The following is a 24,812-nucleotide window of genomic DNA, read 5'->3' on the forward strand; positions in this document are numbered from 1 at the left end:
ACTGCGTTCGATGGATCGAACGTCGGGTGAGCGTCGGCTCGCGAGTGATTCTGACTCGCTGCTAAGCGCCGACGCGACCCCCCTCGTCAGCGCCAGCCGGAAACTCGAGGACGTGTCGTTCGGCGCGGTCGTCGACGCCGACGACGAGTCGCGAGTGCTCTGGTCGACGCCCGACGGACTGGAGATCGTCGGCCGAGGCGTCGCCGCTCGCCTCACGGCCGACGGAACCGAGCGGTTCGACCGACTCCGGGCCCGCGCGAACCGGGCGTTCGACGGCCTCGAACACGACGGTCCACGCGTCGCCCGACCGCGGGCCTTCGGCGGCCTCTCCTTTCACGACGGCCACGAACCGACACCGCCGTGGACCGGATTTCGGGCGGGTGAGTTCGTCGTTCCGCAGATACTGGTCGTTCGGAGCGGCGCGGACACCTGGCTGACGGCCGTCGCGTCGGACCACGAGACGCCGGCGGATCGACTCGAGCGCTGGACCGACCGGCTCCGGGAGCTGCCGTCGATGCGACCGAGCGGCGACGGCCCCGGCGTCGAATCGACCCGGCGAACCACGTCGCGCGCGGACTGGACCGCCCAGGTCGAGACCGCCCTCGAGCGGATCGACCGGGGCGAGCTCACCAAGGTCGTCCTCGCGCAGGCGCTGTCGGTCGACCTCGAGGGACCGGTCGACGTCCCCGAGACGCTCGAGCGGCTGCGCCGCCGGTACCCGAACTGTTACCGGTTCCTGATCGGTCGCGAAGACGGCGGCACGTTCTTCGGCGCGCCGCCGGAACGGCTCGTCTCCAAGCGCGGCGACCGCGTCGAGACGGAAGCACTCGCGGGATCGATGCCACGCGGCGAAACACCCGAAGCCGACCGGGCCTACGCCGACGAGATGCGCGACAGCGAGAAGTTTCAGCGCGAACACGGCCTCGTCGCCGACGCGATCCGCGAGCAACTCGAACCGCTCACGAGCGACCTGACGATCGACGAGCGGACGCTCAGGCGACTGGCGAACATTCAACACCTGCAGACGCCGATCGAAGCGACCCTCGAGGGCGATCGCCACGTTCTGGAAATCGTCGAGGCGCTGCACCCGACCCCGGCGGTCGGGGGCGTGCCGCCCGCGGCGGCCTGGGAAACGATCCGCGACGCCGAGACGTTCGATCGCGGCTGGTACGCGGCGCCGATCGGTTGGTTCGACGCCGCCGGCGACGGCGAGTTCGCGGTCGGCCTCCGCTCGGGGATCGCGACCGACGAGACGGTCACGCTCTTCGCGGGCAGCGGCATCGTCGCCGACAGCGACCCCGACGAGGAGTGGGAGGAGGTACAGCTGAAGTTCCGACCGATCCTCGACGAACTGGACGACCGATGAGCGCACCGAACCGCGCGACGCTGTGGGGCCGCGTGCTCGTCGACGAACTCGCGAAGGCCGGCCTCGAGGCGGTCTGTATCGCTCCCGGAAGCCGGTCGACGCCGCTGACGGTCGCCTTCGCCGCACACGAGGAGATCGACGTCTACTCCCACCTCGACGAGCGCTCGGCGGCGTACTTCGCGCTCGGGCGAGCGCGCCGGACCGGCGAGCCGACGGCGCTGGTTTCGACCTCCGGGACGGCGACCGCGAACTTTCATCCGGCCGTGATGGAGGCCGATCAGGCGCGCGTCCCGCTGCTCGTTCTCACGGCGGACCGCCCGCACGAACTCCGGGACAGCGGCGCGAATCAGACGGTCGACCAGGTCAAACTCTACGGCGACGCGGTCCGCTGGGACGCTGAACTCCCCGATCCCGAAGCCGACGAGCGCAAGGTGCGGAGTCTCCGGACGACTGCCGCCCGTGCGCTGTCCGAGACGGGCGGCGTCGATCCCGGTCCCGTCCACCTGAACTGTCCGTTCCGCAAGCCCCTCGAGCCGATCGAGGTGCCCGACGCCGTCCCCGACACGTTCGCGGAGACGCTCGCCGGACGCGGACGCGACGGCGCGTTCGTCGACACCGAGTCGGGAACGCGGTCGCTCGCGGACGCGCAATACGACGGCCTCGTCCGGACGCTCGAGGACGCCGACCGACCGCTGATCGTCGCAGGGCCAGCGGATCCTGCCGATCTGTCCGTGCTCGATCCCGACCGCGTCGCGACCGTCGCCGAGCGCGTCGGCGCGCCGATCCTCGCGGATCCGCTCTCGAACCTGCGGTTCGGCCCGCACGTCGACCGGGAGTCCGCGACGGGGCCGGTGTACGGCGGCTACGACGCCTACGTCGACACCCTGCCGGAGCCCGACGCCGTCGTTCGGTTCGGCGCGTCCCCGACCTCGAAACCCCTGCGACACGCGCTGCGGGATTCGGACGCTCGTCAGTTCCTGCTCGACCCCGCGGGCGACTGGCGCGAGGCGACGTTCACCGCGACGGACCTGCTGGCCGCGTCGCCGGGGCCCGTCTTCGAGGGGCTGTGCGAACGCCTCGAGACGGACGCCGGAGCAAAGACGGGCTCCGAAAACGAGTGGCTGGCCGCGTTTGCCGCCGCGGAGCGTCGCCACTGGGCGGTTCGGGACGCGGCCCTCGAGTCGGCATCCCTCGAATCCGAGCCGTTCGAAGGGGCCGTTCTCGCCGACGTCTTCGAGGAGGCGCCCGATCCCGCGACGATCTTCGTGTCCAACAGCATGCCGATCCGGGACGCCGACCGGTTCGGTCGGCCCCGCGACGCCGACCTAACGGTGCTGTCAAATCGCGGCGCCAGCGGGATCGACGGGATCACGAGCACGGCGCTCGGCGCCGGCAGCACGACCGACGAGCCGCTGGTGCTCGTCACCGGCGATCTGGCCTTCTACCACGATTCCAACGGGCTGCTCGCCGTCGACCGCTGCGGCGTCGACGCCACGATCGTCCTGCTGGACAACGACGGCGGCGGCATCTTCCACGAACTCCCGATCGAGGAGTTCGAACCCCCTTTCACGGACCAGTTCAAGACGCCCCACGGCCTCGAGTTCGACGCGCTGGCAGATTTCTACGACCTCGCGTTCGAGCGCGTCGCCCCCGTCGACTTCGCGAGCGCGTATCGGCGGTCGCTCGAGTCCGAGGGAACGCAGGTGCTCGCCGTCGAATTCGACTCCGAGGCGAGCCATCGGCGGCGGGACGCGCTCGCGGAACGGATTCGCGAGGAGCTTCGAGGCGAGGGCGAGTAGTTTCGTCACAGCGTTTCCGGTTGTCCATTCCTACAGTGGCGCACGCTGTGCCGCGGTTCACCGCGGCACGAATACGTGCGAGGGATGAGTGAGCGAAGTGAACGAACGAATCGGCTGGGGAGGGCGTGGTGATTCTCCGTTGCCAGCGCGAGCAGAACGTTTCAGTTTCCGGTTTTCGCGAAATAGAACCAGAATCATTACGCCTACAACCAACTGAACCGAACGGAACGCTTAGGGACGAAGTGCCCACCAGAGCGCGAGAGCGTAGCCAAAGGGGATCCAGGCGAAGCCGAGCGCGACCAGCCCGACCAGCGAGAACGATGAGACGGGGTCCATCCACACCATCCCAATCGGGAACAGCAGGCTCCAAGAGCCGAACAGCACGGCCGCGACCCGCGGTCTAGTGAGCAAGTATCCGACGAGACCGAGCGTACAGACGACGACGATGGCCTTGACCGGCGCCGAGAACACCGGCGTCAGCGCTACCGCGATGAACACCGGATAGAGCAGCCAGCAACAGCCGATCGTCACCGCCGTCGAGTACTCGAGGGACTGGCCCTCCCACTCGAGGTCAACGTCGTCCGTCCAGTCGTGGACGGCGTACTGGAACGCCGACGCCTCGGCGTCGACATCGGCACCGGTAGCCGTCGCGGTCGACCCACTGCGTGTCGAGGTTGCCGACGCCGTCGTCTCGTCGCCGAACGACCACCCGCCCGTCGCCCGCTGTCGGGTCCGCTGCCGGCGTCGCCGCTTGCGCTGTCGCGCGTGATGGCTCTCGGTTCGCGCGCCGCGTTGAGATCCGGAGCGGTCCGAGTCGGTCCGACTCGAACCAGTGGCGCTTCGACCTCCGGCCCGACCTCGGTCGCTCTTCGATTCCGTTCTCGAGTTCGTCCGCTGCGTTGTTCTCGATCCCGTCGCGTTCGCGCTCGCATCGGTACTCGAATCGCTGGTCGTCGACGCGTTTGCTGCGTTCGACGACGATGCGTTTGAGCCAGCCGTTGACGCGTTCGACGCAGTCCTTCTCGACGTGTCCGACCCGTCGGTCGACGCACTCGAGTCGTCCCCAGTCTCCCCAGCGGAGTGGTCGGCGAGACGGACGTAGGACTCGTGGCCCAGTCGGTCGTACCGGGCCCGCTCGGTGCCGTCAGTCAGCACCGATTCCGCCGTCGAGACGCGCTTGAACTGCTCGGCGGCGTCGGGCGCGTCGTTGTGGTCCGGATGGGTCTCGAGGACGCGCTCGCGGTAGGCGGTTTGAATCTCCTCGCGAGTCGCGTCCGAATCGACCTCGAGGACGTCGTAGTACGTCTCGCCCATCGCCTTCGGAGTCGAACGGCCGGCTGAAAAACCAATCGGCTTAGATGATCGCCGTCAGAGTCCGGGTTGGAAACTGAAAGTGGCGTCTCGGTACGTCGTTTCTCGGACTGATGTATCGTATAGCGCTATATCAAATAGGGCGTTGGATCGAGACGGCGTGTCGACTCTCTGGCGACGATATCGGACTCCTGAGCGTCTGGAGGCGTCGAACTCGGTTGACGGATGCGAACCGTGCCGGATTCAGATTCAGCGTACGATCGAGACGCGACTCGAGGCCGGTGGCCCGAGCGATCGCCGCCACGTGATTCGGATCGGCGTGCGGCGCTCGGAGCGAAGCCACTAACCACCCATCAGTACTGATACGTTCCGGACCGGATACAGAGAAATTCAATAGTAGATATATTATAAGAAACTATGGCCGACACACCGACAGTGACGTGCGATGTCCAACGACACCGACGTCACCAGCGGCCGGCGGTTCGGACAGTCGACGCGACGAACGTTCCTCGGCGGCCTCGGAGCGACCGCCGGAATCGGCGCGTTGACCGGACTCGGCGAGGCGCGAGGACGCGGCGGTGACGCGCTCTCGAGTGCGAGCTACTCCGTCGTCCGCAGCGACGGTCGCGGACCGAACGGCAACGGGGCGACGGGCCGCGGCGGGTGGTGGAACCGCGGTTCGGGACGCGATCGCGACAAGGGCGGCGCCGGCTCCCTCGTCCTCGAGGCCGGGTCCGGTCGCGTCGCGTTCTCGACCGACGGCACCGCCGACGAGGCGTTCCAGTACGCCTTCGACGAACTCGCCTCGAGCGGCGGCACCGTCGTCGCGGGCGGCGGCGACTTCCCGTTCGGCGGTCCGGCCACGATCGGCGACGACACGGCGCTGGTCGGCCAGCAGGGAACGCGGTTCGTCGTCGCCGACGGGGAAGACCCCGCGACAACCGACGAACCGTCGGGCCACGACCTGATCCGCGTCCGCGGCGACGATGCGACGGTCGCCAATATCGAGTTCGACGCGAACGGAACACAACTCGACAACCACGCGATTCAGGCCGACGACTGCGACGGCCTGCTGGTGGCGAACAACCACACCGTCGACGGCTTCCAGATGGCGATCTCGTTTTCGCGGTGTACGAACGTGCAGATCGTCGGCAACGAGGTGCTCGATCCCAACTGGTACGGCATCACCGCTCGAGCCGCGCCGACCGGCGGCGAGCGGGATCTGCGCCGCTCCGAGAACGTCGTCGTCGCGCGCAACTACGTCGCCGGCGTGACCTACAACAACATCGCCACCTACAACGTCAGCAACTTCTCCGTCTACGGCAACGTCGTCGAGGACGGCGGCCACAGCCTCATCGCCTGCTCGCCCGCCCAGCAGGGCGCGATCGTCGGGAACGTCTGCCGGGACCTCGAGGAGTACGCCCCTGACCCCGGCGGCGAGGCGGGCATCGAGATCGAGTACAAGGAGACCCACGTCCGCGAGGAGATCGCCGGCACGCCGCTGGCGCGCTCGTACGACATCACGATCTCGGGTAATCAGGTCGACAACTGTCCGGTCGGGATCCTCGCTCGGACCGTCCCCGCCGACGCCGACGACGAGGCCGCCCGCGAGGCGGAGCGGCCCTACAGTTTCACCGTAACCGGGAACGCGATCAACGACGCCGCGGACGCCGGCATCCGGATCCGCTCCGGCGAGGCGGGCGTCGTTGCGACGAACACCGTTCGAAATAGTCCTGTGCCGATCGAGATCGACGAGACCTACGCCGTCGACATCCAGCAGGGACTGAACGCGACTCGAGAGTAATCCCGCGATCTCGACCGTCCCTCGAGGGCGGCCTCGACACTTATACCGTTATTTCGCTGTGCCAGTTTGCCCGGCGAAGGGGCCACCGTCCCAGCCGCGAACGCGGGATCGCAGTCTCCACTCGAGGAGCGCGAGCAGGGACAAGGCGACCGAGAGGAAGCAGAACAGAACCTCCGGATGCGCGTGGCGCTCCGGGGAGGGCTGCGGCGGAAACACCGTGCCCTCGACGATACTCGCCGTCCAGTAGGTGTAGAGGGCCATCGGTGTGACCAGTCCTCTCGTCAGCAGCGCGGTGAGGGCGATCACCGTGGCGATACACCCCGGGACGAGAATCGTGAGAACGGTCCATATATCGGATTGGTAGTACGCACCGGTGGAACTCAGTAGCCCGATACCGAGCCCGACGAGGAGGCCGCTTCCGAGGACCACTGCCCGGAGCTGCGATCGGGACAGCGGGAGCGTCGGAAGGTGCTGAAGCCGTTCGTTGCCGAGACCGTAGCCGCGCCGGAGCGCGAACTCGGCGACGCCGGCGACCAGCAGCAGCGAGAGCCACGCGTACCACGACTTCGCGTAGTTCGACGCGTAGAACGGACCCTCGACCAGGGCCCCCCAAAGCATGGGGGTTTCCTCAGGGAACGGCGCCGTCAGAACGGTGTGCACGACGCCGACGAGCAACGCGGCGAACCCGCCGGCAGGCGCGAGCAGTCTCGTGGCGGTCGTCGCGAACAGCGGGACGAATCCGAGCGCGAACACGCCGAGCCAGACGTGGGGCGCGTCGGCGACCGAGCCGATCGTCGCCGGGTTGAGGGCCGTCTCTCGTCCCGGCTCGAAAAACGGTGACCCCACGCGCTCGAGTAACTCGCGGGTCACCGTGACGTTCGCGAGGCCGCCGAGCAGTCCAGCAATGACCGATGCGATGAGCGAACGGTTCATGCTGAACCATGCTCCGTCCGGCACGATCGACCGATCCGTTCGACCGCTCTATCGACGTGTTCGACCGGACTGTCGAATCGCTCGACCGCACTGCTGGACCATTCGGCGGCGCCGTCGAACGGGCAGATCACACTGTCCGCTGTCGTCCGTATATCCGTGCTAGTCGGAGGGCAAGCGAACATTCATTCTGACGATCTCTTGTTAGCAGAAAAACCATATCGATATCTCGACCTGCACGTTCCTATCGATCGGCGAGCTCCACCGCGGCTCGAGGACCATGTCCCCGGTGAGACGGGCCTCGAGTCATTCAGTCGCTCAGTCGCTCGAGCGCGACGCGAACCTATTTCACGGACCGCGGACCAACGTCGAGCCAATGGTTTCGGAACTGTTCGACCCCGAGCGCTGGGAGCCGGTCGCGGAACTGAACGACGAGTTCAGCGACATCACCTACCATCGAGCGGTCGACTCCGGCACGGTCCGGATCGCCTTCGACCGGCCCGACGTGCGCAACGCCTTCCGGCCGGGCACCGTCGACGAACTGTACGACGCCCTGGATCACGCCAAGCGCCAGACCGACGTCGGCTGCATCCTGCTGACCGGCAACGGGCCGTCCTCGAAGGACGGCGGCTGGGCGTTCTGCTCCGGCGGCGATCAGACGGTCCGCGGTGAGGACGGGTATCAGTACGGGGGTGACGAGGAGAGCGAGGCGCTTCGCGCCTCGGAAGACGCGAGCGGGCAGAGCCCGCGAGCGCGAGCCTCGGAGCAGGGACGGTTGCACATCCTCGAGGTCCAGCGTCTCATCCGCCACATTCCGAAGGTCGTCGTCGCCGTGGTGCCGGGATGGGCCGTCGGCGGCGGCCACTCGCTGCACGTCGTCTGCGACCTCACACTCGCGAGCGAAGAGCACGCGAAGTTCCTCCAGACCGACCCCGACGTGGCGAGCTACGACGCCGGCTTCGGCTCGGCCTATCTCGCAAAGCAGATCGGCCAGAAGAAGGCCCGCGAAGTCTTCTTCCTCGGGAAAACGTACGATGCCGACGAGGCCGCGGAGATGGGAATGGTCAACGAAGCGGTCCCCCACGAGGAGCTCGAGGAGACAGCCCTCGAGTGGGGCGAGCGCATCAACGCCAAGAGCCCGACGGCGATGCGGATGCTCAAGTACGCCTTCAACATGACCGACGACGGAATGATCGGCCAGCAGGTCTTCGCCGGCGAGGCGACGCGACTGGGCTATATGACCGACGAGGCCAAGGAGGGCCGGGACGCCTTCGTCGAAGGCCGCGATCCCGATTTCGACGACTTTCCGTGGCACTACTGAGCGCCTGATCGATCCGATTCGCCGTCGGTGACTGTCTCGGATCGGATCGTAACTGTACGGGAGGCGACTCAACTCGGTCGAGCGCGCGTTTCATTCGTCGGTTTCGACGCCACTCAGCCCTCAGCCGTACTGCTACTGCTGGCAACGGGGATGCCACGTCCTCCCCAATTGATTCGCTTAGGCGGTCACCAGCGCGCGCCACCGCACGCCGGATCCACCACTGGCGAGACGTCCCTGTTCGAGTGGGAGCGATTCCGTGTACACTGATAACACTCCTTGAGCCGGTTGGTTCGACCCTGCGATTAGGGGAGAAAATCATTTGAGCGTCGGCGCCCGACTTCCGACCAGTGACACTTCCCGATCGGTCCGCGCTGTCTCGCCGGGACTACTTCCGGGCGCTGGTGGCCGTCGGCGGCGCGTCGGCACTCAGTGCTTGCCTCTCCGAGGACAGCGACGAAGAAGTCGACGTCCCCTCCGGAACCGACGATCCCGACTCGCTGCCGGCGCGACAGCACGCCTGGAACGAGTTTCTCTCGACGGACGACGACGGGAACGTTCAATTGCCGGAACACCACGTGCTGGTGGCGCTGTCGCTCTCGACCGAGCCGTCCGACGACGCTCGAGCGCAGGTCGAGGATGCGCTTCGAACCCTCGAACGCGCCTACGAGTGGAGCAACGAGGGGTTGGTCTTCACGATCGGCTACACGCCGGCGTACTTCGACCGGTTCGACGGATCGCTGCCCGACTCGATCGACCTTCCCGATCCGGAGCCGATCGTCGGCGACGCCGACAGGTTCGACGAGTTCGACGCCGTCCTCCACCTCGCCAGCGACCACCCGGAGGTTACCCTCGAGGCCGAGCAGGGGCTGTTCGGCGAGCGCGACGAGTACAACGGCCTCGGGATCGAGACGGATCTGACGGGCGTCTTCGAGCGCGTCGACGAGCGGCGCCGGACCGGCTTCATCGGGGCGGGGCTTCCTGCCAACCACACCAATCTCGACGGCGTTCCGGAGTCGATTCCCGACGAGGCGCCGTCGCTGATGGGCTTTCGGTCGGGATTCGCCGAGAGCCAGGCCCCCGAGGATCGCGTGACGATCACGGAGGGGCCGTTCGCAGAGGCGACGACCCAGCACGTCTCCTCGATGGGGCTCAACCTCCGGCAGTGGTTCGAACAGGACAGCCAGGACCAGCGCGTCCAGAAGATGTTCAGCCCGGTACACGCCGACGAGAATGCAGTCGGCACGACCGGCGAGAAACTGACGACGACCAACGGACTGACCGACGAGCGCATCGCGGCGACCGAAGCCGACGCCAGCGACCGCGGCGTCGTCGGCCACGCCCAGAAGGCCGCCCGCGGACGCGAAGACGGGAAGCCGCCGCTGTTGCGACGCGACTTCAGCACGGTCGACGACGACCAGCCGGGAGTCCACTTCCTCGCTCTCCAGGAGAGGATCGAGGAGTTCGTCCGCGTGCGGCAGGCGATGGAGGGCGCCGACCTCAACGTGACTAACCTCAACAACGGCATCACCGGCTACATCTTCGTCGACCGACGCGGGAATTACCTGCTCCCGCCGCGGTCGCTGCGGGCGTTGCCGCCGGCGAATCCTGACTAGACGACTCGAGGACGAGACCGACAGACGACTCACGACCATCCACATGGACCACGAAATCGATCGACGGACGTTCGTCGGCTGGACGGGAGCGGCGACCGGCGCGCTCGCGCTGGCGGGCTGTCTGGGCGAGGACGGCGACGACGACGGAAACGGCGGCGAGCAGAACGAAACCGACGAGGAACCGAACGAGACCGTCGACGTCGCGCCTCCGTTCCCCGAAATCGAGGACAAACCGGACGCGGTATACGTGCCGACCCACCGCGAGTCGATGCGGGCCCTCGAGCCGATCGCAGCCGGCGACTACCGGCTCGCGCCGATGCTGTCGTACCCCCACCCGTTCTGGACCGTGACCGGCGACGGCGAGGACGACGTCCAGCACGTCACGCCCGAGCAGATGCGGGGCGTCCACATGATGTTCACCCTCCGGGACGCCGAGACGGGCGTCGTTCTGCCGATCGACAGCGGCGTCGTCGTCAGACTCTCTCGGGACGGCGAGCGGGTCGGATCTTCGCAGTCGATGTGGTCGATGCTCTCCCAGGAGATGGGTTTTCACTTCGGCGACAACGTCCCCCTCGAGGACGACGGCACCTATACGGTCGAGGTCGAACTGCCACCGCTGTCGGCGCGAACGACCGGCGACCTCGCGGGTCGGTTCGACGAGCGCGAGACCGTGACCTTCGAGTTCGACTACGATCAGGAGTTTCGCAAGTCAGTCACGGACATCGAATACTTCGACGAGCAGCGGTGGGGCGAACGCGGCGCCCTCGAGCCGCCGGACCAGGGCGAGATGCCCTACTCCCAGCTCCCCGAAGTCGACGCGTTCCCCGGGACGCTCCTCGTCGACCCCGACGGCGAGCGACCCGACACGACAGCGGACCTGCCGCGGAGCGGCGACGCGGCGTTTCTCGCGACTGCCATCGGGCCGGACCATCGGCTGGCCGACGGCGACAATCCGTATCTGCTCGTCTCGCCGCGGACGCCGTACAACCGCGTCCCGCTTCCGAACATGAGCCTCGAGGCGACGGTCGAACGCGACGGGAGGTCCGTCACCGACGACCCCGTTTCCCTCGAGCAGACCATCGACGGCGAGTACGGGCTCCACTACGGCGCGTCGCTCGAGGGCGTCGATCTCCGGGCCGGCGATACGGTGACGCTGACGATCCGGTCGCCACCGCAGGTCGCCCGCCATCAGGGGTACGATACGGCCTTCCTCGAGATGCCGCCGATCGAACTGCGGGTGCCGGAGGCCGATGCCTGAGAGCCGGATTGCGGCCGTCCTCTCGGCCGCGCTGGCGGCCGTCGTCGCCTGCGGGCTCCTCTTCGCCCCGCTCGCGTTCGTCCCCGCGCCGGCCGGCGCCATCGACAGCGCGACGCTGCTGTACTTCGACTCCGAGGGGTTCAACGACGACACGACCGAGATCGACGTCGCGCCCGGCGAGACCGTGACGCTCGATCTCGTGGCGAGCACACACGGCAACCCCGCGGGCAACGGGATCAGCGGGCTCTCCTACGCGATCGAGTACGATCCCGACGTGCTCACCGTGACCGACGTCCAACAGGGATCGATGCTGGCTGGCGGGGACGAGGGCGGGAACGCCACGGTCGACGGCGACGTCGAGATCGACGACGAAGCCGGCGTGATTACGGTCGAGCAGGAGCGAACCCCGCCGGGGAACGGCACGACGGGAACCGGACCGACGGCGACGATCTCCCTCGAGGTCAGTGAGGACGCGCCGACGACCAACGAGACCCTCGCGATCACGGACGAGTCGGCGATGTTCCCGAGCGGCTATCCGGTCGATCCGGTCGAACGTAACGCGACGCTGGTCGTCGACGGCGCCGCGGGCGACGAGAGCGACGGCGGCCTCGAGGATCCCGTCCCCGGACTGACGCCGCTGACCGGAGTGGCCGGGGTGGCCGGTCTCGGCGCGGTGCTCTGGCTGCGGGCCCGACGGTAGCGGCGATCGATCCGACTTTCGATCGATCGCAATGCCAACGTTGACACTTCCGCGAGTGGGACACTCGAGCAATGAGTACGGCCGAGGTCGATATCTCACGGACAAAGGCGTGGTTGATGGCCGCACGCCCGCAGACGCTGCCCGCGGCCGCGGCGCCGGTGATCGTCGGGACGGGAGTCGCGCTCCACGAGGGCGTGTTCGCCCCGCTGCCGGCGCTGCTGGCGTTCGTCGGCGCGGCGCTGATTCAGATCGGGACCAACTTCGCGAACGACTACTACGACGCGATCAAGGGAGCCGACACTGACGACAGGGAGGGGTTCACGCGGGTGACCCAGGCGGGGATCATCTCCCCGGAACAGGTGAAGCTGGCGACGTTCGTCACCTTCACGCTGGCGATCCTGTCGGGAACCTACCTCGTCTACGTCGGGGGCCTGCCGATCCTCGTCGTCGGGCTGGCGAGCGTCGTCTGCGGCTGGGCCTACACCGGCGGCCCCTATCCGCTGGGCTACCACGGTCTCGGGGACCTGTTCGTCTTCGTCTTCTTTGGACTCGTCGCCGTCATGGGGACGTTCTACGTCCAGGCTGCGGCGACCGTCGCCGAACCGCTGACGACGGCGATCCCCGACGGAACCGTCACCCGCGAGGCGTTCTTCGCGAGCCTCCCGGTCGCCGGCATCTCGACGAGCATCATCGTGGTCAACAACATCCGCGACCTCGAGACCGACGCCGAGACCGGCAAACGGACGCTAGCGGTTCGGATCGGCTACCGCTGGAGCCGCGTCGAGTACGCCGCGCTGCTCGGGCTCGCCTACCTCGTGCCGCCGTGGCTCTGGCTGGCCGAGGGGTTCGGCCCGCGCGTGTTGCTGCCCCTCGCCTCGCTGCCCTACGCGGCCGTCGTCGCCCGCACGGTCTGTACGCGGACCGACGGCGAGGCGCTGAACCCGGCACTCGAGGGAACCGGCAAACTGCTGGCGATCTACGCGATCCTGTTCGCCGCGGGGGTGGCGACGTAGCATGTCCGACGACCGAGAGCTCGACCTCGAGTACCGACCGTTTTCGCTCGATCTCGCGGATCCGCTCGAGACGGCCGACGGGACGATCGACTCGCGCAACGGCTTCCTCGTTCGGATCACCGACCGGGGGGCCGACGACAGCCCCGTGGGCTACGGCGAGGCCACGCCGCTGCCGGGCTGGACGGAGTCCCACGCCGACTGCGAGGCGGCACTGGCGCGGGCTGCCGAGGAGATCGAGGCCGGATCGGCCGCGGCGATCGAGGCGGTCGACGAACAGGTCGCGGCCAGACACGCGGTCGGCCTCGCGTTAACGGATCTGACCGCGAGACGCGAGTCGACGCCGCTGTACCGGTACATCGGACAGGGACCGATGGTCGGCCGGGTGCCGGTCAACGCGACCATCGGCGACGGTTCGACGGTCGAGACCGTCCGGGAGGCTACCGACGCCGTCGACCGCGGGTTCAATTGCTGCAAGCTGAAAGCCGGCCGGCGGAGCGTCGAGGAGGATATCGAACGGGTTCGGCGCGTCCGCGAGGCCGTCGGCCCCAACGTCGAACTGCGGGTCGACGCCAACGAGGGCTGGACGTACGAGGAGGCGGCGACAGCGCTCGAGGCCGCCGCCGAGTTCGACGTGTCGCTGCTCGAGCAGCCGCTTCCCGCGGGGGCCCTCGAGGGGCACGCGGACCTCCGCGCGGACGATCGAGGGGAGGGCGTCGACATCGCGCTCGACGAGGGGCTGCTCGAACACGGCGTCGACGCGATCTGCGACGCCGAGGCGGCCGACGCCCTCGTCCTGAAGCCGATGGCGCTGGGCGGCGTCGACGTCGCCCGAACGGTCGCAGCGTGGGTGAGCGAGCTCGACATCGACCCGATCGTGACGACGACGATCGACGCCGTCGTCGCCCGGACGGGGGCGGTCCACCTGGCCGCGTCGGTCCCCGACGTGTCGGCCTGCGGGCTGGCCACTGCGGACCTGCTCGCGGACGACCTCGGCAAGGATCCCGTCCTCCTCGAGAAGGGGTCGGCGGTCGTCCCGCAGACGAAGGGACTGGGCGTCGAGGGGGTGTGGGAGTGACCCTCGAACCGGTCGACTGGCCGACGCGTGATCTGCTCGCCCACCGCGCGTCGACGACGCCGGACGCGACGGCCGTGATCGACGCCGACGCGGACGAGTCGTGGACGTTCGGCGAGTTCGATCGGCGAGTCGACGCCGTCGCCGCCGGCCTCGAGTCGCTCCTCGCCGACTCCAACGGTCGATTCGACGACCTCGCCCGACTAGGCGTGTTGATGGAGACGCGCGTCGAATTTGCCGAGCTCTACTTCGCAGCGATGCGCCGCGGCGTCACAGTCGTCCCGCTGAACGTCCGCGAGACGGCCGCCGAACTCGAGTCGAAGGTTCGACGAACTGATCTCGATGCGCTCATCTGCGAAGCCGGGACGGCGGAACTCGCCGCGGAAGTCGCGGACTGTCCGATCGCCTCGGTCGATGAGCCCGAACGCGGGGGCGCGGATTCGCTCCGCTCGAATAGCGGGCTGACGCCGGAGTCGGATCTGGAACCGGCCGTCCTCGAGTCCGATCGGACCCACCTACTCATGTTCACTTCGGGGACCTCGGGCGAGCCGAAGATCGTTCGGCTGACTCTCGGGAATCTCGTCTCGAGCGCGAACGCGTCGGCCTTCCGACTCGGCGTCGCGCCCGACGATCGGTGGCTCTGCTGTCTCCCGATGTACCACATGGGCGGGCTGGCGCCGGTCGTCCGCTCGACGCTCTACGGGACGCCCGTGGTGATCCAGCGAGAGTTCGATCCGGCGGCGACCGCGCGGATCATCGACGAGTACGATATCACGGGCGTCTCGCTCGTCCCGACGATGTGCAAGCGGCTGCTCGATGCCGGCTGGTCGCCGCCGGACTCGCTGCGCTTCGTCCTGTTGGGCGGCGCACCCGCCTCGAGCGAGTTGCTCGAGCGCTGTCGCGAGGCCGGCGTGCCGGTCCACCCGACCTACGGGATGACCGAGACGGCCTCCCAGATCGCGACGGCGACGCCGGAGGAGGTGACGACCCACGAGGGAACGGTCGGTCGTCCGCTCGTCTGTACGGACGTAACGGTCGTCGACGAGAGCGGTGAGCCGTGTCCGGCGGGGGAGTCCGGCGAACTCGTCGTCGCCGGGCCGACGGTGACGGCGGGCTACCTCTCCGACGCGGAGACCGAGGCGGCCTTCGGCGAGCACGGCCTGCACACCGGCGACATCGGCTACCGCGACGAGGGCGGCCGGCTCTGGGTTCTCAACCGCCGAAGCGACCGGATCGTCACCGGCGGCGAGAACGTCGATCCCGGCGAAGTGATCGCGGCGCTGCGCTCCCACCCGGCGGTCGAGGCGGCGGCGGTGGTCGGCCTCAAGGACCGGGAGTGGGGCGAACGCGTAGCGGCGCTGGTCGTCCCCACTGACGGCGTCGAGACCGGCGCCAGCGGGACCAATGCGATCGACCTCGAGTCGCTGCTCACCCGTTGTGGCGAGCGGCTCGCCGGCTTCAAGCAACCGAAGACGATCGGATTCGCCGACGAACTCCCTCGAACGGCGTCGGGAACCGTCGACCGCGAGGGGGTTCGCGAGCGCCTGCTCGAGGACGGCATCGACGTGGCCGAATCGACCTAAGGTCGGTCACTGGTTCGAACCCGGGCCGCCCCGCGGCGTCACTCAATCGTCGTCGGTGACGCTTCGGGTAGCTGGCTGCGGATGGGGCGGCTGAGGATCCGGTTTGGACGTTTCGTCGTCGTCCTCGCGGACGTAGTCCCGGGCGACGACGTAGCTCCCGTACAGAACGAGCAAGAGGAACAGCGAGAACGGGAGCGCCATCGTCACCGAGAGCGACTCGATAGCGCTGAACTCCTCGAGCCTGAGCGACATCATTCCGAACACTGCGAGCAGCCCGCCCCACCACGCGCGGTTTCGCGCGTTCGGATTCTCGTCGCCGAGCGTGATGGCCGAAATCATGAACACTGCCGAGTCGAGCGACGTGATGATGTAGCCGGCGATGATGAAGACGAACAGCACCGCGAGCACCGTTCCGAACGGGGTGATCTGGAGCGCTTTCGCGATAGCTGCGGGATTGCCCGCCGAGGCCATCGCCGCCGCGACCGGTTCCTGGTAGCCCGGCGCGAGCACCCATCCGCCGATGAGCCCGTGCTGGATCCACGTGAAGACCGTCGGGACCACGACGAGCACGGCGAACATCTCCCGGATGGTCCGGCCTTTCGAGACACGGGCGACGAAGCTCCCGACGAAGATGCTCCAGGCGGCCCACCAGGCCCACCAGAAGCCGGTCCAGTTGGCCGCCCAGTTCCCCTCGGCTCCTGGCGCGGTGTACAGCGTCAGGCGGAACAGATTGCTGAGCCAGACACCCGTCGCGTCCAGACTCAGCTCGAGCATGTAGAGGGTCGGTCCGACCACCACGAGCAGGGCCATCGCGACGCCGATGAGCACCACCGTCGCGCGTGCCGCGTTGCGGATCCCTTTCCGGAGACCGAGCCAGATGTCGCCGAGGAAAACGATACCGATGAGGGCGAACACCGCGTAGGTCAGGACCGTCGCATCGAGTCCGAATACGCTACTGAGGATCGCGGACATTGTCTGTGCGCTGAAGCCGAGCGTCGTCGAGATGCCGCCGATCGTGGCGATCAGCGCCGCCAGATCGACCAGCCAGTAGAGCCCTGGGATACGGTCTTCGTCGACGATGCCAGCGAGCATCGAACTGATCTTGTAGTCGCCGACGCCGTCCGTGTAGACCACGATCCCGAAGGCGATCGCAACGGGGAGATACCACATCGCCAGTCCCGGGAACACCTCGTGAATGAACATAAAGGCCAGCGCCATCGCCTCGACTGACGCACCCTGGACGGGGGCGGGATCCGGCGGCGGATGCTGGACGATAGAAACCGGTTCCGCGACGCCCCAGATGAGAACCGAGGCACCGAACCCGACGGTGAACACCATCGACAGCCACGAGAAGAGGCCAAACTCCGGTTCGGCGTCGGGACCGCCGATACGAAGTCGACCGTACCTCGAGACCGTGAAGGCGAAAACGGCAACGAGCAGGACGAATCCGAGGAGGATGAACCACCAGCCGAAGTAGGTGAGCACCCAGCCCTTCGCGCCGGTGAGCGCGCTACTCATCGCCGCCGGACGCAGGAAGCCGACCGCGCCGAGCGAGAGCATCACGCCCATCGTCACGGCGAAGAGGGCTCGTTCCGGCCAGGACGCCTCCTCGAGCCCGAGGAGTTCCGCCGCGTTCATCGCTCGGTCCCCCCGATACGACCGTCTCTTAAGCAGTTATTCGACTGCGCACTGCCGTCACTCGCAGGCTCGCGAGTCACCATTAGATGTGTCTCCAATCCCACGGTTAGTTCTTCAAGTACTCTTCGTCTCAACCGCTGGTGGAGAGGTGTTATCATATCTCTCGAAGCGGGCCACGGCGAGGGAGCGCCGAAACGGATTGCCGCCGGAACGGAAGTTAAATCGCTGGCGTCCCTATCGCGAGTCGTGTGTACACTGACCCTCGCCTGGCAGGTCTTCGAGGATGCGCCGGTCGCGGTTGCCGCCAACCGCGACGAGGCGGTCGGCCGCGAGTCGCTCCCACCAGACGTCTACCACGAGGAGCCGCTGGTGGTCGCGCCCAGAGACGCCGAGGCCGGCGGAACGTGGATCGGATACAACGAGCACGGCGTCTTCGCGGGGATCACGAACAAGTGGACCGACGCCGATCTCGCGGGGGAGCGCTCGCGAGGTCTGCTCGTCGCCGACGTTCTCGAGGCGACGTCGGCCGCCGAAGCCGGTGCGATCGTCGAAGCCCAGACGGACGACTACGAGTACGACGGATTCTACCTCGTCGTCGCCGACGAGACGGACGCGTACTGTTACTACTGGGACAGCTCCCTCGAGCGGATCGACTTCGACCCCGGCGTCCACGTCGTGGTCAACGTGGCAGTCGACGAGACGGTCGACGTTCCTGACTTCCGAGCGGACGCGGGACGAACGCAGGCCGCCAACGCCCGCGGGGTTCGCGAGGCACTGGCGGTCGACGGCGACGCCGCTGACGGCGAATCGGTCGACGAGTGGCTCGAGCGGGCCGGCGAGGTCTTGGGCGACCACGAGTACGGCGTCTGCATCCACCACAACGGGTTCGGGACGCGGTCGTCGTCGCTGATCGCGCTCGGTCCTGCGGGGCCTCGCTACGAGTTCGCACCGGGGCCGCCCTGCGAGACGGCGTACGAACCCGTACCCGTCTCCCTCGAGACCGGTCTCGCCTCAGAGGGGCGGGAATAACGCACGCCGGCTCACTGGTTCTCGAGCGACCGCCGGCGGACCGAACCGGGGAGCGGTAGATTCATGCGCCTCCATCTATCTCATACGCACATGGACGCACTCCTGCCGCTAGCGACGAGTACGGAGAGGTGGTCACCGTGAGCATGTCGACAGCCGAAGCGGAACTCTCCGAGGACGAGCGCGCCGGGCTCGAACTCGTTCGCGAGACCGGCGGCATCCACCAGAGCGACTTCTGGAAGGAACTGGGCGTCTCCTCGCGAAAGGGCAGCCGAATCGTCGAGTCGCTGGTCGAGAAGGAACTCGTCGACCGAGAGGACACGGTCTACGACGGTCACAACACCTACTACATCGCGCCGACCGCTCGAGACCTGGATTTCACGCTGCTGATGGCCGGCGACATGCTCTCGCCGTTTATCGGCGAGGAGGAGGTCGATCCCAACAGCGACGCCTTCTCGCAGTGGATCATGAACCTCGCTTACGAGGACTAGCGACCGACCGCGACTCGAGTACTCGCTTTTCGACGGACCCGATTGCCAAGCGACGGCTACTCGTAGGGATCGAACTGCTCGATGAGGACGAACGGATCCCGCTCGCGGTTGTAGTAGGGGACGTCGCCGTCGATGGCCTCGATGAGACGGCGGTGAACCTCGCGTGCGGCTCGGCCCTCGTCCGGCTCTAAGTGGTGTCGACCTCGCATGTCGTTCCAGAACCCGCCGTCGAGCCAGAGCAGCGTTTCGTCGTTGGACTGGTAGACGACCTCTCCCTCCTCGGTCAGCCCCTCGATCGCGAGCTGGCGTCCCGATAGCTGCGCTCGCGCGAGGACGGCCACGAGCTGGCGCCGCGAGACCGGCGCGTGCAGCGCGATCTCGTCGATCGTCTCCCCGAAGTAGCCTTCGACGAGATCGCACGCCCGAGAGAACTCGTCGAACTCGACCTGTTGATTGTGTGTAATTTGCATTGAACGGTCACCGAGAGATCGGTTAGCTATGGGTACTGTTAGCAAAATTAGTATAAAAAGCTATCCTCCGACTCGAGATGTGAGTCGCGGCTCAGGCCAGCGCGCTCGCGGCGCGGATCAGCCGCCGTTCGCCGAACGCGGGGCCGACCAGCTGGAGTCCGACTGGGAGGCCGTCGGTCTCGCCGGCCGGCACCGAGATTGCGGGGAGGTCGGCCAGATTGACCGGAACCGTGTTCGCGTCGGCGAGGTACATCTGGAGCGGGTCGTCGAGGCTCTCGCCGAGTTCAAACGGCGGGACGGGCATCGTCGGGCTGGCGAGCACGTCGGCCTCCGACAGCGCCTCGTCGAAATCCTGTTTGACCCACGCGCGGGCGTCCTGGGCCTTCTTGTAGTACTTGTCGTGGTAGCCCGCCGAGAGGGCGTAGGTGCCAAGCAGGATGCGACGCTTGACCTCGTCGCCGAACCCTTCCTCGCGGGTCTGCGCGAAGGTTTCGTTCCAGTTGCCCTCGGCATCGGCCGAGTGGCCGTAGCGGACGCCGTCGAACCGCGCCAGGTTGGAGGAAGCCTCGGACATCGCGATCACGTAGTAGGCCTCGACGGCGTGTTCGACGGAGGGTAGGGAGACCTCGTGGTACTCCGCGCCGCGGTCCTCTAACTCGGCGACGGCGTCCCAGAAGGTCTCAACGACGCCCTCGTCGGCGCCCTCGAGCAGTTCGGTTGGGACGCCGATCTGCAGGCCGTCGACGTCGCCCGTCGCGGCGTCGGCGTAGGTCTCGCCCTCCTCGAGAGGCAGTTCGCGCGTCGTCGCGTCCCGCTCGTCGTCGCCGGCGATGACGTCGAGCAACTGCGCGGCGTCCTTGACGGTCTCGCCGAAGGGACCGATCTGCTCTAAGCTGTTGGCGTAGGCGACGAGCCCGTACCGGGAGACCAGCCCGTAGGTAGGCTTGATCCCGACGACACCGCAGAAGGCGGCGGGACAGCGGACCGAGCCGCCGGTGTCCGAGCCCAGCGCGACGTCGGCCTCGCCGGCGGCGACCGCGGCCGCCGAACCGCCGGAGGAGCCGCCGGGAACGCGACCGGGTGCGGCGGGGTTGTCGACCGAGCCGAAGTGGGAGGTCTCGTTGGTCGTCCCCATCCCGAACTCGTCCATGTTAGCCTTCCCGACGATGGTCGCACCGGCCTCCTTGAGGCGGGAGACGACCGTCGCGTCGTAAGGCGGGACGTACTCGGCGAGCATCTTCGAGCCGCAGGTCGTCCGGACGCCCTCGGTCGAGATGTTGTCCTTGACCGCGACGGTCGTTCCCGAAAGCGGCCCGTCGTCGGCCCCCTCGATTCGCTCCTCGGTGATGTAGATGTTCTCCGACATGATCAGGATACGTTCGGTCCTTTGAAGTAGCCGTCCTCGGTCTCCGAGGCGTTCTCGAGGGCCGCCTCGCGGTCCAGCGAGTCGCGTTCCTCGTCCGGGCGCATCACGTTCGTGAGGTCGGCCTCGCGGTCGACCTCGGGCACCTCGTCTAGCGTCTCGAAGTACTCGAGGATGTCCGCGAACTGTCGCGCGAACCGGTCGACCTCGTTGTCGTCGAGGTCGACGCGAGCGAGTCCCGCGACGTGGCGGACCTCCTCGGGGCTGACGGCGTCGTCGCTCATGGTTGCTCGAACCGGCGGGCGGAGAGTAAGGGTTTCGATACCGTCGTTACGGATCGACGCCGGAGAGCGGGGTCTCGACCCGATCGGGGCTCCGCCGGCCGTCGATCACGGCCGATCGTCAATACCGGCTTGACTCGAGTTATTACGCCACTAACCGATACGAACCGAATATAGTAACTGTATACTGAAAACCATCAGCACCGACTTGTCGCGTATGAACTGCGACAACTGCCGATCCGAGGAGGTCGCTTACACGCTGACGACCCATGTCGCGGACGCGCCGGACGAGCAGGTCGAACTGCACTTCTGCTCGAGCGAGTGCCTCCGCGTCTGGACGTAGCGCAGGGTTACCGGATCGACCGTCGGAGCCCGATCTGACGCGCCGACTCGCGGCGGTCGTCCCCAAACCGGTATCACGCTCTCCGTCGTCGGTCGAGGTATGGCTACGATGCCGTCGACGCGGGCCGGGACGGACGCGGAGCTATTGTCGACGGTCGACGCGGAATCGACCGTTCGGGAAGTCAACGGGGTCCGGTTGCACGTCGTCGCCGCAGGCGACGAGAACGACCCGCTCGTCGTCTTGTTGCACGGGTTCCCCGAGTTCTGGTACGGTTGGCACCACCAACTCGAGCCGCTCGTCGAGGCCGGCTACCGCGTGCTCGTGCCCGATCAACGAGGGTACAACCTGAGCGAGAAGCCAGAGGCGCTGCGGGCCTATCGAATCAGCGAGTGCACGCGGGATATCGCCCGCCTGATCGCGACGGAGGGACGGGACAGCGCGCGCGTCGTCGGCCACGATTGGGGCGGCATGGTCGCCTGGGATCTCGCGCTTCGGTACCCGTCGGCGGTCGATCGGCTCGCGATCGTCAACGCGCCGCATCCGACGGTCTACCGACAGCACCTGCTGTCGGACCCCGAGCAGTTGCGGCGCAGTTGGTACGCGGCCGCGATCCAGCTTCCGTGGCTGCCCGAACTGGCCTTCGGGGCGGCCGATTTCCGACTGCTCGAGCGCGCGCTCCGGGAGACGGCCGCTCCGGGGACGTTCACCGACGCGGAACTGGACCGGTATCGCCGCGCCTGGGCTCGGCCGAACGCGCTGACCGGGATGCTCGACTGGTACCGGGCGGCCGCTCGCGCTCCCTCGCCGCCGCCTCGAGAGCGGGTCGACGCCCCGACGACGATCGTCTGGGGCGAGGACGACGCCGCGCTGACGCCGTCGCTCGCGGTCGACAGCGACCAACGGTGTCGCCGGAGTCGCCTCGAACTCCTGCCGGAGACGAGCCACTGGGTGCAACACGAACGGCCGACCCGACTGACGGAACTGTTGCTCGAGGCGTTCGAAAACGGCGCGTAGTCGCGGTCACGGTCACGGTCGCGGTCGTGATCGCGCCCGTCGAATCAGTTACGGCCGCCAGATCACGGTCACGACCTCGTCGCCGGACTGCGTCCGGCTGCTCGAGGGACTTCGTCCCTCGCTGTCATCGGACATCTCGTCGCCCTCGACGGTCTCGTACGCGTAGCCGCGGTCGTCGAGTTTTGGGAAGAGGAACTGCGGGACGCGGTCGTTGCGCTGGACGAGGACGGTCTCGTCGGGCAACTCGACCAGTTTCTCGAGGGTGTTTTTGAGCGGTTCCGGCGGGCCGAGCGACCGCACGTCGATCACCGTCCGCGGTCGATCGCTCGGCGCATCGGTGCTATCGACGACAGTAGCGAGCGATTGCATACGCGTTCGTTCGCGGCGACGGGACCTCGTTTTCGTCCCGTACGTGTTCGGTCGGAGACCGGGAAGGTGACGCGTGAGATGACACAAAAGGGATGGAGCAGGCGGTTCCGCGACGGTCGTGACGGCCGGCACTGGCAGGGATCGAGCGAGCCGGCCGAGTCGGGACGAGCGACGCGGGTCGGCGGCCGACTACGCCTCGACCTTGGGAAACCGGGCGACGAACTCGTCGGACTCGACGCGTTCGACCTCGTAGCCGTCGGCGTCGAACGCGTCGACTTCCGCCTGGAACTCGTAGAACAACGGCTTCGGCTCGTGATCGTTGACGATCGTCAGCGCCTCGCCAGGCTCGAGTTCCTCGAAGGCGTCGTGAATCTTGGGGTGGCGGTTCATCGGCGGCACGTCCCTGACGTCGAGTCGTGTCATACGGATAGTGGTGGGTATCGCGATCGCATGGGTGTTCGCACGAACGTGTTCGCACGCAACCGGCGAATCGTCGCGCCTAGGCGTGCTCGATAACGACGTGCCAGGCGCCGTCGCGCCGCTCGGTTTCGCGGCTCGCGGCATCGCCGCTCGCTCCCTCCGAGGTCTCGCTGCGCTCGACCTCGTGCTCGAACCCGCGGGTCTCGAGGACCTCGTAGAGCGGCTTCGGTTCGAAGGGCGCGATCAGGTGGAGTCGGCCATCTGCCGGGAGCTCCTCGAGGGCGGCGACGATGTCGTCGAACGGCGGACCGTCGATCTCGCGGACGTCGAGGATCGTCTCGGAAGCAGTGGAATCGGTTGCCATAGGTCGACTGTGGGGCGGAACGGGCGTGGCTATTCGGGCGAACGTGTTCGATTCGACGGTGTTCCCACGGCTTGGGAACTACGGCGAATATATTCGACGGTACGAGGATATACTGTCGAACGGAACACGTTCGTATGGCTCAGGCGACACTCACTATCACGATGCCCGAACAGATCTGGATACAGCAGCTCTCGACGGCGTATCCGGGGGCGACCTTTCGGGTACTGGCGGCCGTTCCCGGCTCCGATACGGGATTCGCGCTTGTCCGCATCGCCGGTCCCGACGTCGCGGACATCGTCGAGGACATGCGCGGCCACGATCAGCTCACCGAACTCTCGCTCGCCCAGTACAGCGACAACGAGGTGACGGTCCACTTCGAGACGACGGACCCCCTGCTACTGTTCTCCTCGCGGGACTCGGGGATGCCGATCGAACTCCCCGTCGAGATCGTCGACGGCGAGGCGACCATCGAGGTGACCGGATCGCGGGATCGGCTGGCCGAACTCGCCGAACAGCTCGAGCACTTCGGGCTGCAGTACCGGATCGAACACGTCCGCGAACGGCTCCACGAGAGCCAACTGCTCTCGGACCGCCAGCTCGAGGTGGTCGTCGCCGCCGTCGAGGAAGGCTACTACGACACCCCTCGAGAGTCCTCGTTGACGGAACTCGCCGAGCAGTTGGATATCGCGAAGTCGACCTGTAGCGAGACCCTCCACCGGGCCGAGGAGGCGATCATCAAGCGATTCGTCGAGGATCTACCGGGCGTCGAGGGGGACACCCTCGAGGAACAGCTCGCGACGCGTTAGTCGTCTCGGGGCGCCAACACGAGTAGCGCCGTCGCGTCGGTTCGGGCCTCGGGTGCGATCTCCTGTCGCCCATCGAACCTGAGTACCTCTCCCGCCTCGAGCACGTACTCCTCGTCGCCGAGCCGCATCTCGAGGGTCCCCTCGAGGACGTGACAGACGATCGTGCGTTCGGGATGTCGATGCGACGGCACGCCCTCGCCAGCGGCGAGTTCGAGTCGCACCGTCCGTGGCTCGTCGAACACGTGCGCGTGGGGCGTCTCCACGAGGTCGTCGAGGCGTCGGCGTTCCGTCCGCGTCGTCAGTTGATCGATGTCGGTCATACGGTTACTGTGTTGGGACGGACATCTGTGAGAACTGCCGCGAACAGGTTCGGCGATCCATATACCGGCCGATATCTCGACTCCGAACTGTGACGAACTCGATCGCGTTCGAAAAACTTCTGCGGAGTTTTCGAGGG

Annotated in this window: 25 protein-coding genes; 15 read left to right on the forward strand and 10 right to left on the reverse strand. The window is 67.3% G+C overall.

The annotated features are described in order from the left end of the window. Nucleotides 1-10: 10 nt before the first annotated feature. On the forward strand, nt 11-1,366 hold the full coding sequence (locus EH209_RS20605) for an isochorismate synthase (RefSeq protein ID WP_126664693.1): 1,356 nt from the start codon (nt 11-13) through the stop codon (nt 1,364-1,366). Next, on the forward strand, nt 1,363-3,165 hold the full coding sequence (menD, locus tag EH209_RS20610) for a 2-succinyl-5-enolpyruvyl-6-hydroxy-3-cyclohexene-1-carboxylic-acid synthase (RefSeq protein ID WP_126664694.1): 1,803 nt from the start codon (nt 1,363-1,365) through the stop codon (nt 3,163-3,165). The genes EH209_RS20605 and menD overlap by 4 nt, the downstream gene beginning before the upstream one ends. A 231-nt stretch (nt 3,166-3,396) precedes the next feature. Here the strand turns inward: menD and EH209_RS20615 are convergent, their stop codons facing one another. Further along, on the reverse strand, nt 3,397-4,479 hold the full coding sequence (locus EH209_RS20615; RefSeq protein ID WP_126664695.1) for a J domain-containing protein: 1,083 nt from the start codon (nt 4,477-4,479) through the stop codon (nt 3,397-3,399). Between the two features lie 442 nt (nt 4,480-4,921). Here EH209_RS20615 and EH209_RS20620 point away from each other — a divergent pair, with 442 nt between their 5' ends. Beyond that, nucleotides 4,922-6,280 carry a right-handed parallel beta-helix repeat-containing protein gene (locus tag EH209_RS20620; protein ID WP_126664696.1) on the forward strand — a complete coding sequence of 453 codons (1,359 nt, stop codon included), beginning with the start codon at nt 4,922-4,924 and terminating at the stop codon, nt 6,278-6,280. A 48-nt stretch (nt 6,281-6,328) separates the two neighbouring features. On the opposite strand, the gene EH209_RS20625 is transcribed toward EH209_RS20620, so the two are convergent. Continuing rightward, nucleotides 6,329-7,213, reverse strand: coding sequence for a hypothetical protein (locus EH209_RS20625; protein WP_126664697.1), 885 nt, complete (start codon nt 7,211-7,213; stop codon nt 6,329-6,331). 373 nt (nt 7,214-7,586) lie between these two features. Here EH209_RS20625 and EH209_RS20630 point away from each other — a divergent pair, with 373 nt between their 5' ends. The 7 genes from EH209_RS20630 (at nt 7,587) to EH209_RS20660 (ending at nt 15,770) form a co-directional block, all read left to right on the forward strand. Beyond that, complete coding sequence (locus EH209_RS20630; protein WP_126664698.1) at nt 7,587-8,531, forward strand: 1,4-dihydroxy-2-naphthoyl-CoA synthase; 945 nt, start codon at nt 7,587-7,589, stop codon at nt 8,529-8,531. Between the two features lie 347 nt (nt 8,532-8,878). After that, entirely contained in the window at nt 8,879-10,144 is a 1,266-nt protein-coding gene (locus EH209_RS20635) for a DUF7405 family protein (RefSeq protein ID WP_126664699.1), read from the forward strand. A gap of 43 nt (nt 10,145-10,187) precedes the next feature. Next, a complete protein-coding gene (locus EH209_RS20640) occupies nt 10,188-11,402 on the forward strand; it encodes a DUF7350 domain-containing protein (protein WP_126664700.1) in 1,215 nt (404 codons plus the stop codon). Beyond that, entirely contained in the window at nt 11,395-12,102 is a 708-nt protein-coding gene (locus EH209_RS20645; protein ID WP_126664701.1) for a cohesin domain-containing protein, read from the forward strand. Before EH209_RS20640 ends, EH209_RS20645 begins: the two co-directional genes overlap by 8 nt. Nucleotides 12,103-12,173: 71 nt before the next feature. Then, nucleotides 12,174-13,115 (forward strand): 1,4-dihydroxy-2-naphthoate polyprenyltransferase, encoded by a 942-nt coding sequence (locus EH209_RS20650; RefSeq protein WP_126664702.1) that lies wholly within the window; start codon nt 12,174-12,176, stop codon nt 13,113-13,115. Nucleotide 13,116: 1 nt separating this feature from the next. After that, nucleotides 13,117-14,190, forward strand: a complete 1,074-nt coding sequence (locus EH209_RS20655; protein ID WP_126664703.1) for a mandelate racemase/muconate lactonizing enzyme family protein — start codon at nt 13,117-13,119, stop codon at nt 14,188-14,190. Beyond that, nucleotides 14,187-15,770: a class I adenylate-forming enzyme family protein gene (locus EH209_RS20660; RefSeq protein WP_126664836.1), complete on the forward strand. Its 1,584-nt coding sequence runs from the start codon at nt 14,187-14,189 to the stop codon at nt 15,768-15,770. Before EH209_RS20655 ends, EH209_RS20660 begins: the two co-directional genes overlap by 4 nt. 42 nt (nt 15,771-15,812) lie before the next feature. Here EH209_RS20660 and EH209_RS20665 read toward each other — a convergent pair whose 3' ends face one another. Beyond that, on the reverse strand, nt 15,813-17,408 hold the full coding sequence (locus EH209_RS20665; RefSeq protein WP_126664704.1) for a BCCT family transporter: 1,596 nt from the start codon (nt 17,406-17,408) through the stop codon (nt 15,813-15,815). Between the two features lie 246 nt (nt 17,409-17,654). Between EH209_RS20665 and EH209_RS20670 the strand changes: the two genes are divergently transcribed. Both EH209_RS20670 and EH209_RS20675 read left to right on the forward strand, forming a co-directional pair. Continuing rightward, a complete protein-coding gene (locus EH209_RS20670) occupies nt 17,655-18,437 on the forward strand; it encodes an NRDE family protein (RefSeq protein ID WP_126664705.1) in 783 nt (260 codons plus the stop codon). A gap of 137 nt (nt 18,438-18,574) precedes the next feature. Beyond that, the gene (locus EH209_RS20675; protein ID WP_049941854.1) at nt 18,575-18,925 is read left to right on the forward strand and encodes a helix-turn-helix transcriptional regulator; all 351 of its coding nucleotides are present in this window, start codon (nt 18,575-18,577) and stop codon (nt 18,923-18,925) included. Nucleotides 18,926-18,981: 56 nt separating this feature from the next. On the opposite strand, the gene EH209_RS20680 is transcribed toward EH209_RS20675, so the two are convergent. The 3 genes from EH209_RS20680 to gatC form a co-directional block, all read right to left on the reverse strand. Next, nucleotides 18,982-19,395, reverse strand: a complete 414-nt coding sequence (locus EH209_RS20680) for a hypothetical protein (RefSeq protein ID WP_126664706.1) — start codon at nt 19,393-19,395, stop codon at nt 18,982-18,984. Nucleotides 19,396-19,486: 91 nt separating this feature from the next. Then, entirely contained in the window at nt 19,487-20,761 is a 1,275-nt protein-coding gene (gene gatA, locus EH209_RS20685) for an Asp-tRNA(Asn)/Glu-tRNA(Gln) amidotransferase subunit GatA (RefSeq protein ID WP_126664707.1), read from the reverse strand. Nucleotides 20,762-20,763: 2 nt separating this feature from the next. Further along, nucleotides 20,764-21,042: an Asp-tRNA(Asn)/Glu-tRNA(Gln) amidotransferase subunit GatC gene (gene gatC, locus EH209_RS20690; protein ID WP_126664708.1), complete on the reverse strand. Its 279-nt coding sequence runs from the start codon at nt 21,040-21,042 to the stop codon at nt 20,764-20,766. A gap of 214 nt (nt 21,043-21,256) precedes the next feature. On the opposite strand from gatC, the gene EH209_RS24990 reads away from it, so the two are divergent. Next, nucleotides 21,257-21,382 carry a hypothetical protein gene (locus tag EH209_RS24990; protein WP_267878306.1) on the forward strand — a complete coding sequence of 42 codons (126 nt, stop codon included), beginning with the start codon at nt 21,257-21,259 and terminating at the stop codon, nt 21,380-21,382. A gap of 99 nt (nt 21,383-21,481) precedes the next feature. Continuing rightward, nucleotides 21,482-22,396 carry an alpha/beta fold hydrolase gene (locus EH209_RS20695; RefSeq protein WP_126664709.1) on the forward strand — a complete coding sequence of 305 codons (915 nt, stop codon included), beginning with the start codon at nt 21,482-21,484 and terminating at the stop codon, nt 22,394-22,396. A 48-nt stretch (nt 22,397-22,444) separates the two neighbouring features. Here the strand turns inward: EH209_RS20695 and EH209_RS20700 are convergent, their stop codons facing one another. The 3 genes from EH209_RS20700 to EH209_RS20710 all read right to left on the reverse strand — a co-directional run bounded on the left by EH209_RS20700 (nt 22,445) and on the right by EH209_RS20710 (nt 23,549). Next, the gene (locus EH209_RS20700; protein ID WP_126664710.1) at nt 22,445-22,765 is read right to left on the reverse strand and encodes a DUF2249 domain-containing protein; all 321 of its coding nucleotides are present in this window, start codon (nt 22,763-22,765) and stop codon (nt 22,445-22,447) included. A 189-nt stretch (nt 22,766-22,954) separates the two neighbouring features. Further along, nucleotides 22,955-23,188, reverse strand: coding sequence for a DUF2249 domain-containing protein (locus EH209_RS20705; protein WP_126664711.1), 234 nt, complete (start codon nt 23,186-23,188; stop codon nt 22,955-22,957). Between the two features lie 76 nt (nt 23,189-23,264). Then, nucleotides 23,265-23,549, reverse strand: coding sequence for a DUF2249 domain-containing protein (locus EH209_RS20710; protein ID WP_126664712.1), 285 nt, complete (start codon nt 23,547-23,549; stop codon nt 23,265-23,267). Between the two features lie 134 nt (nt 23,550-23,683). On the opposite strand from EH209_RS20710, the gene EH209_RS20715 reads away from it, so the two are divergent. Further along, nucleotides 23,684-24,355: a helix-turn-helix domain-containing protein gene (locus EH209_RS20715; RefSeq protein ID WP_126664713.1), complete on the forward strand. Its 672-nt coding sequence runs from the start codon at nt 23,684-23,686 to the stop codon at nt 24,353-24,355. Here the strand turns inward: EH209_RS20715 and EH209_RS20720 are convergent. After that, complete coding sequence (locus EH209_RS20720) at nt 24,352-24,675, reverse strand: cupin domain-containing protein (protein WP_126664714.1); 324 nt, start codon at nt 24,673-24,675, stop codon at nt 24,352-24,354. The genes EH209_RS20715 and EH209_RS20720 overlap by 4 nt on opposite strands. Nucleotides 24,676-24,812 lie beyond the last annotated feature (137 nt).

This window comes from Haloterrigena salifodinae, from assembly GCF_003977755.1.
GTDB lineage: Archaea > Halobacteriota > Halobacteria > Halobacteriales > Natrialbaceae > Haloterrigena > Haloterrigena salifodinae.

Excerpts from the sequence above, each read along its gene's own strand:
- EH209_RS20605 (WP_126664693.1), top strand. The coding sequence starts at position 11 with ATGGATCGAACGTCGGGTGAGCGTCGGCTCGCGAGTGATTCTGACTCG.
- menD (WP_126664694.1), top strand. The coding sequence starts at position 1,363 with ATGAGCGCACCGAACCGCGCGACGCTGTGGGGCCGCGTGCTCGTCGAC.
- EH209_RS20615 (WP_126664695.1), bottom strand. The coding sequence starts at position 4,479 with ATGGGCGAGACGTACTACGACGTCCTCGAGGTCGATTCGGACGCGACT.
- EH209_RS20620 (WP_126664696.1), top strand. The coding sequence starts at position 4,922 with ATGTCCAACGACACCGACGTCACCAGCGGCCGGCGGTTCGGACAGTCG.
- EH209_RS20625 (WP_126664697.1), bottom strand. The coding sequence starts at position 7,213 with ATGAACCGTTCGCTCATCGCATCGGTCATTGCTGGACTGCTCGGCGGC.
- EH209_RS20630 (WP_126664698.1), top strand. The coding sequence starts at position 7,587 with ATGGTTTCGGAACTGTTCGACCCCGAGCGCTGGGAGCCGGTCGCGGAA.
- EH209_RS20640 (WP_126664700.1), top strand. The coding sequence starts at position 10,188 with ATGGACCACGAAATCGATCGACGGACGTTCGTCGGCTGGACGGGAGCG.
- EH209_RS20645 (WP_126664701.1), top strand. The coding sequence starts at position 11,395 with ATGCCTGAGAGCCGGATTGCGGCCGTCCTCTCGGCCGCGCTGGCGGCC.
- EH209_RS20650 (WP_126664702.1), top strand. The coding sequence starts at position 12,174 with ATGAGTACGGCCGAGGTCGATATCTCACGGACAAAGGCGTGGTTGATG.
- EH209_RS20655 (WP_126664703.1), top strand. The coding sequence starts at position 13,117 with ATGTCCGACGACCGAGAGCTCGACCTCGAGTACCGACCGTTTTCGCTC.
- EH209_RS20665 (WP_126664704.1), bottom strand. The coding sequence starts at position 17,408 with ATGAACGCGGCGGAACTCCTCGGGCTCGAGGAGGCGTCCTGGCCGGAA.
- EH209_RS20680 (WP_126664706.1), bottom strand. The coding sequence starts at position 19,395 with ATGCAAATTACACACAATCAACAGGTCGAGTTCGACGAGTTCTCTCGG.
- gatA (WP_126664707.1), bottom strand. The coding sequence starts at position 20,761 with ATGTCGGAGAACATCTACATCACCGAGGAGCGAATCGAGGGGGCCGAC.
- gatC (WP_126664708.1), bottom strand. The coding sequence starts at position 21,042 with ATGAGCGACGACGCCGTCAGCCCCGAGGAGGTCCGCCACGTCGCGGGA.
- EH209_RS24990 (WP_267878306.1), top strand. The coding sequence starts at position 21,257 with ATGAACTGCGACAACTGCCGATCCGAGGAGGTCGCTTACACGCTGACG.
- EH209_RS20695 (WP_126664709.1), top strand. The coding sequence starts at position 21,482 with ATGGCTACGATGCCGTCGACGCGGGCCGGGACGGACGCGGAGCTATTG.
- EH209_RS20700 (WP_126664710.1), bottom strand. The coding sequence starts at position 22,765 with ATGCAATCGCTCGCTACTGTCGTCGATAGCACCGATGCGCCGAGCGAT.
- EH209_RS20705 (WP_126664711.1), bottom strand. The coding sequence starts at position 23,188 with ATGACACGACTCGACGTCAGGGACGTGCCGCCGATGAACCGCCACCCC.
- EH209_RS20710 (WP_126664712.1), bottom strand. The coding sequence starts at position 23,549 with ATGGCAACCGATTCCACTGCTTCCGAGACGATCCTCGACGTCCGCGAG.
- EH209_RS20715 (WP_126664713.1), top strand. The coding sequence starts at position 23,684 with ATGGCTCAGGCGACACTCACTATCACGATGCCCGAACAGATCTGGATA.
- EH209_RS20720 (WP_126664714.1), bottom strand. The coding sequence starts at position 24,675 with ATGACCGACATCGATCAACTGACGACGCGGACGGAACGCCGACGCCTC.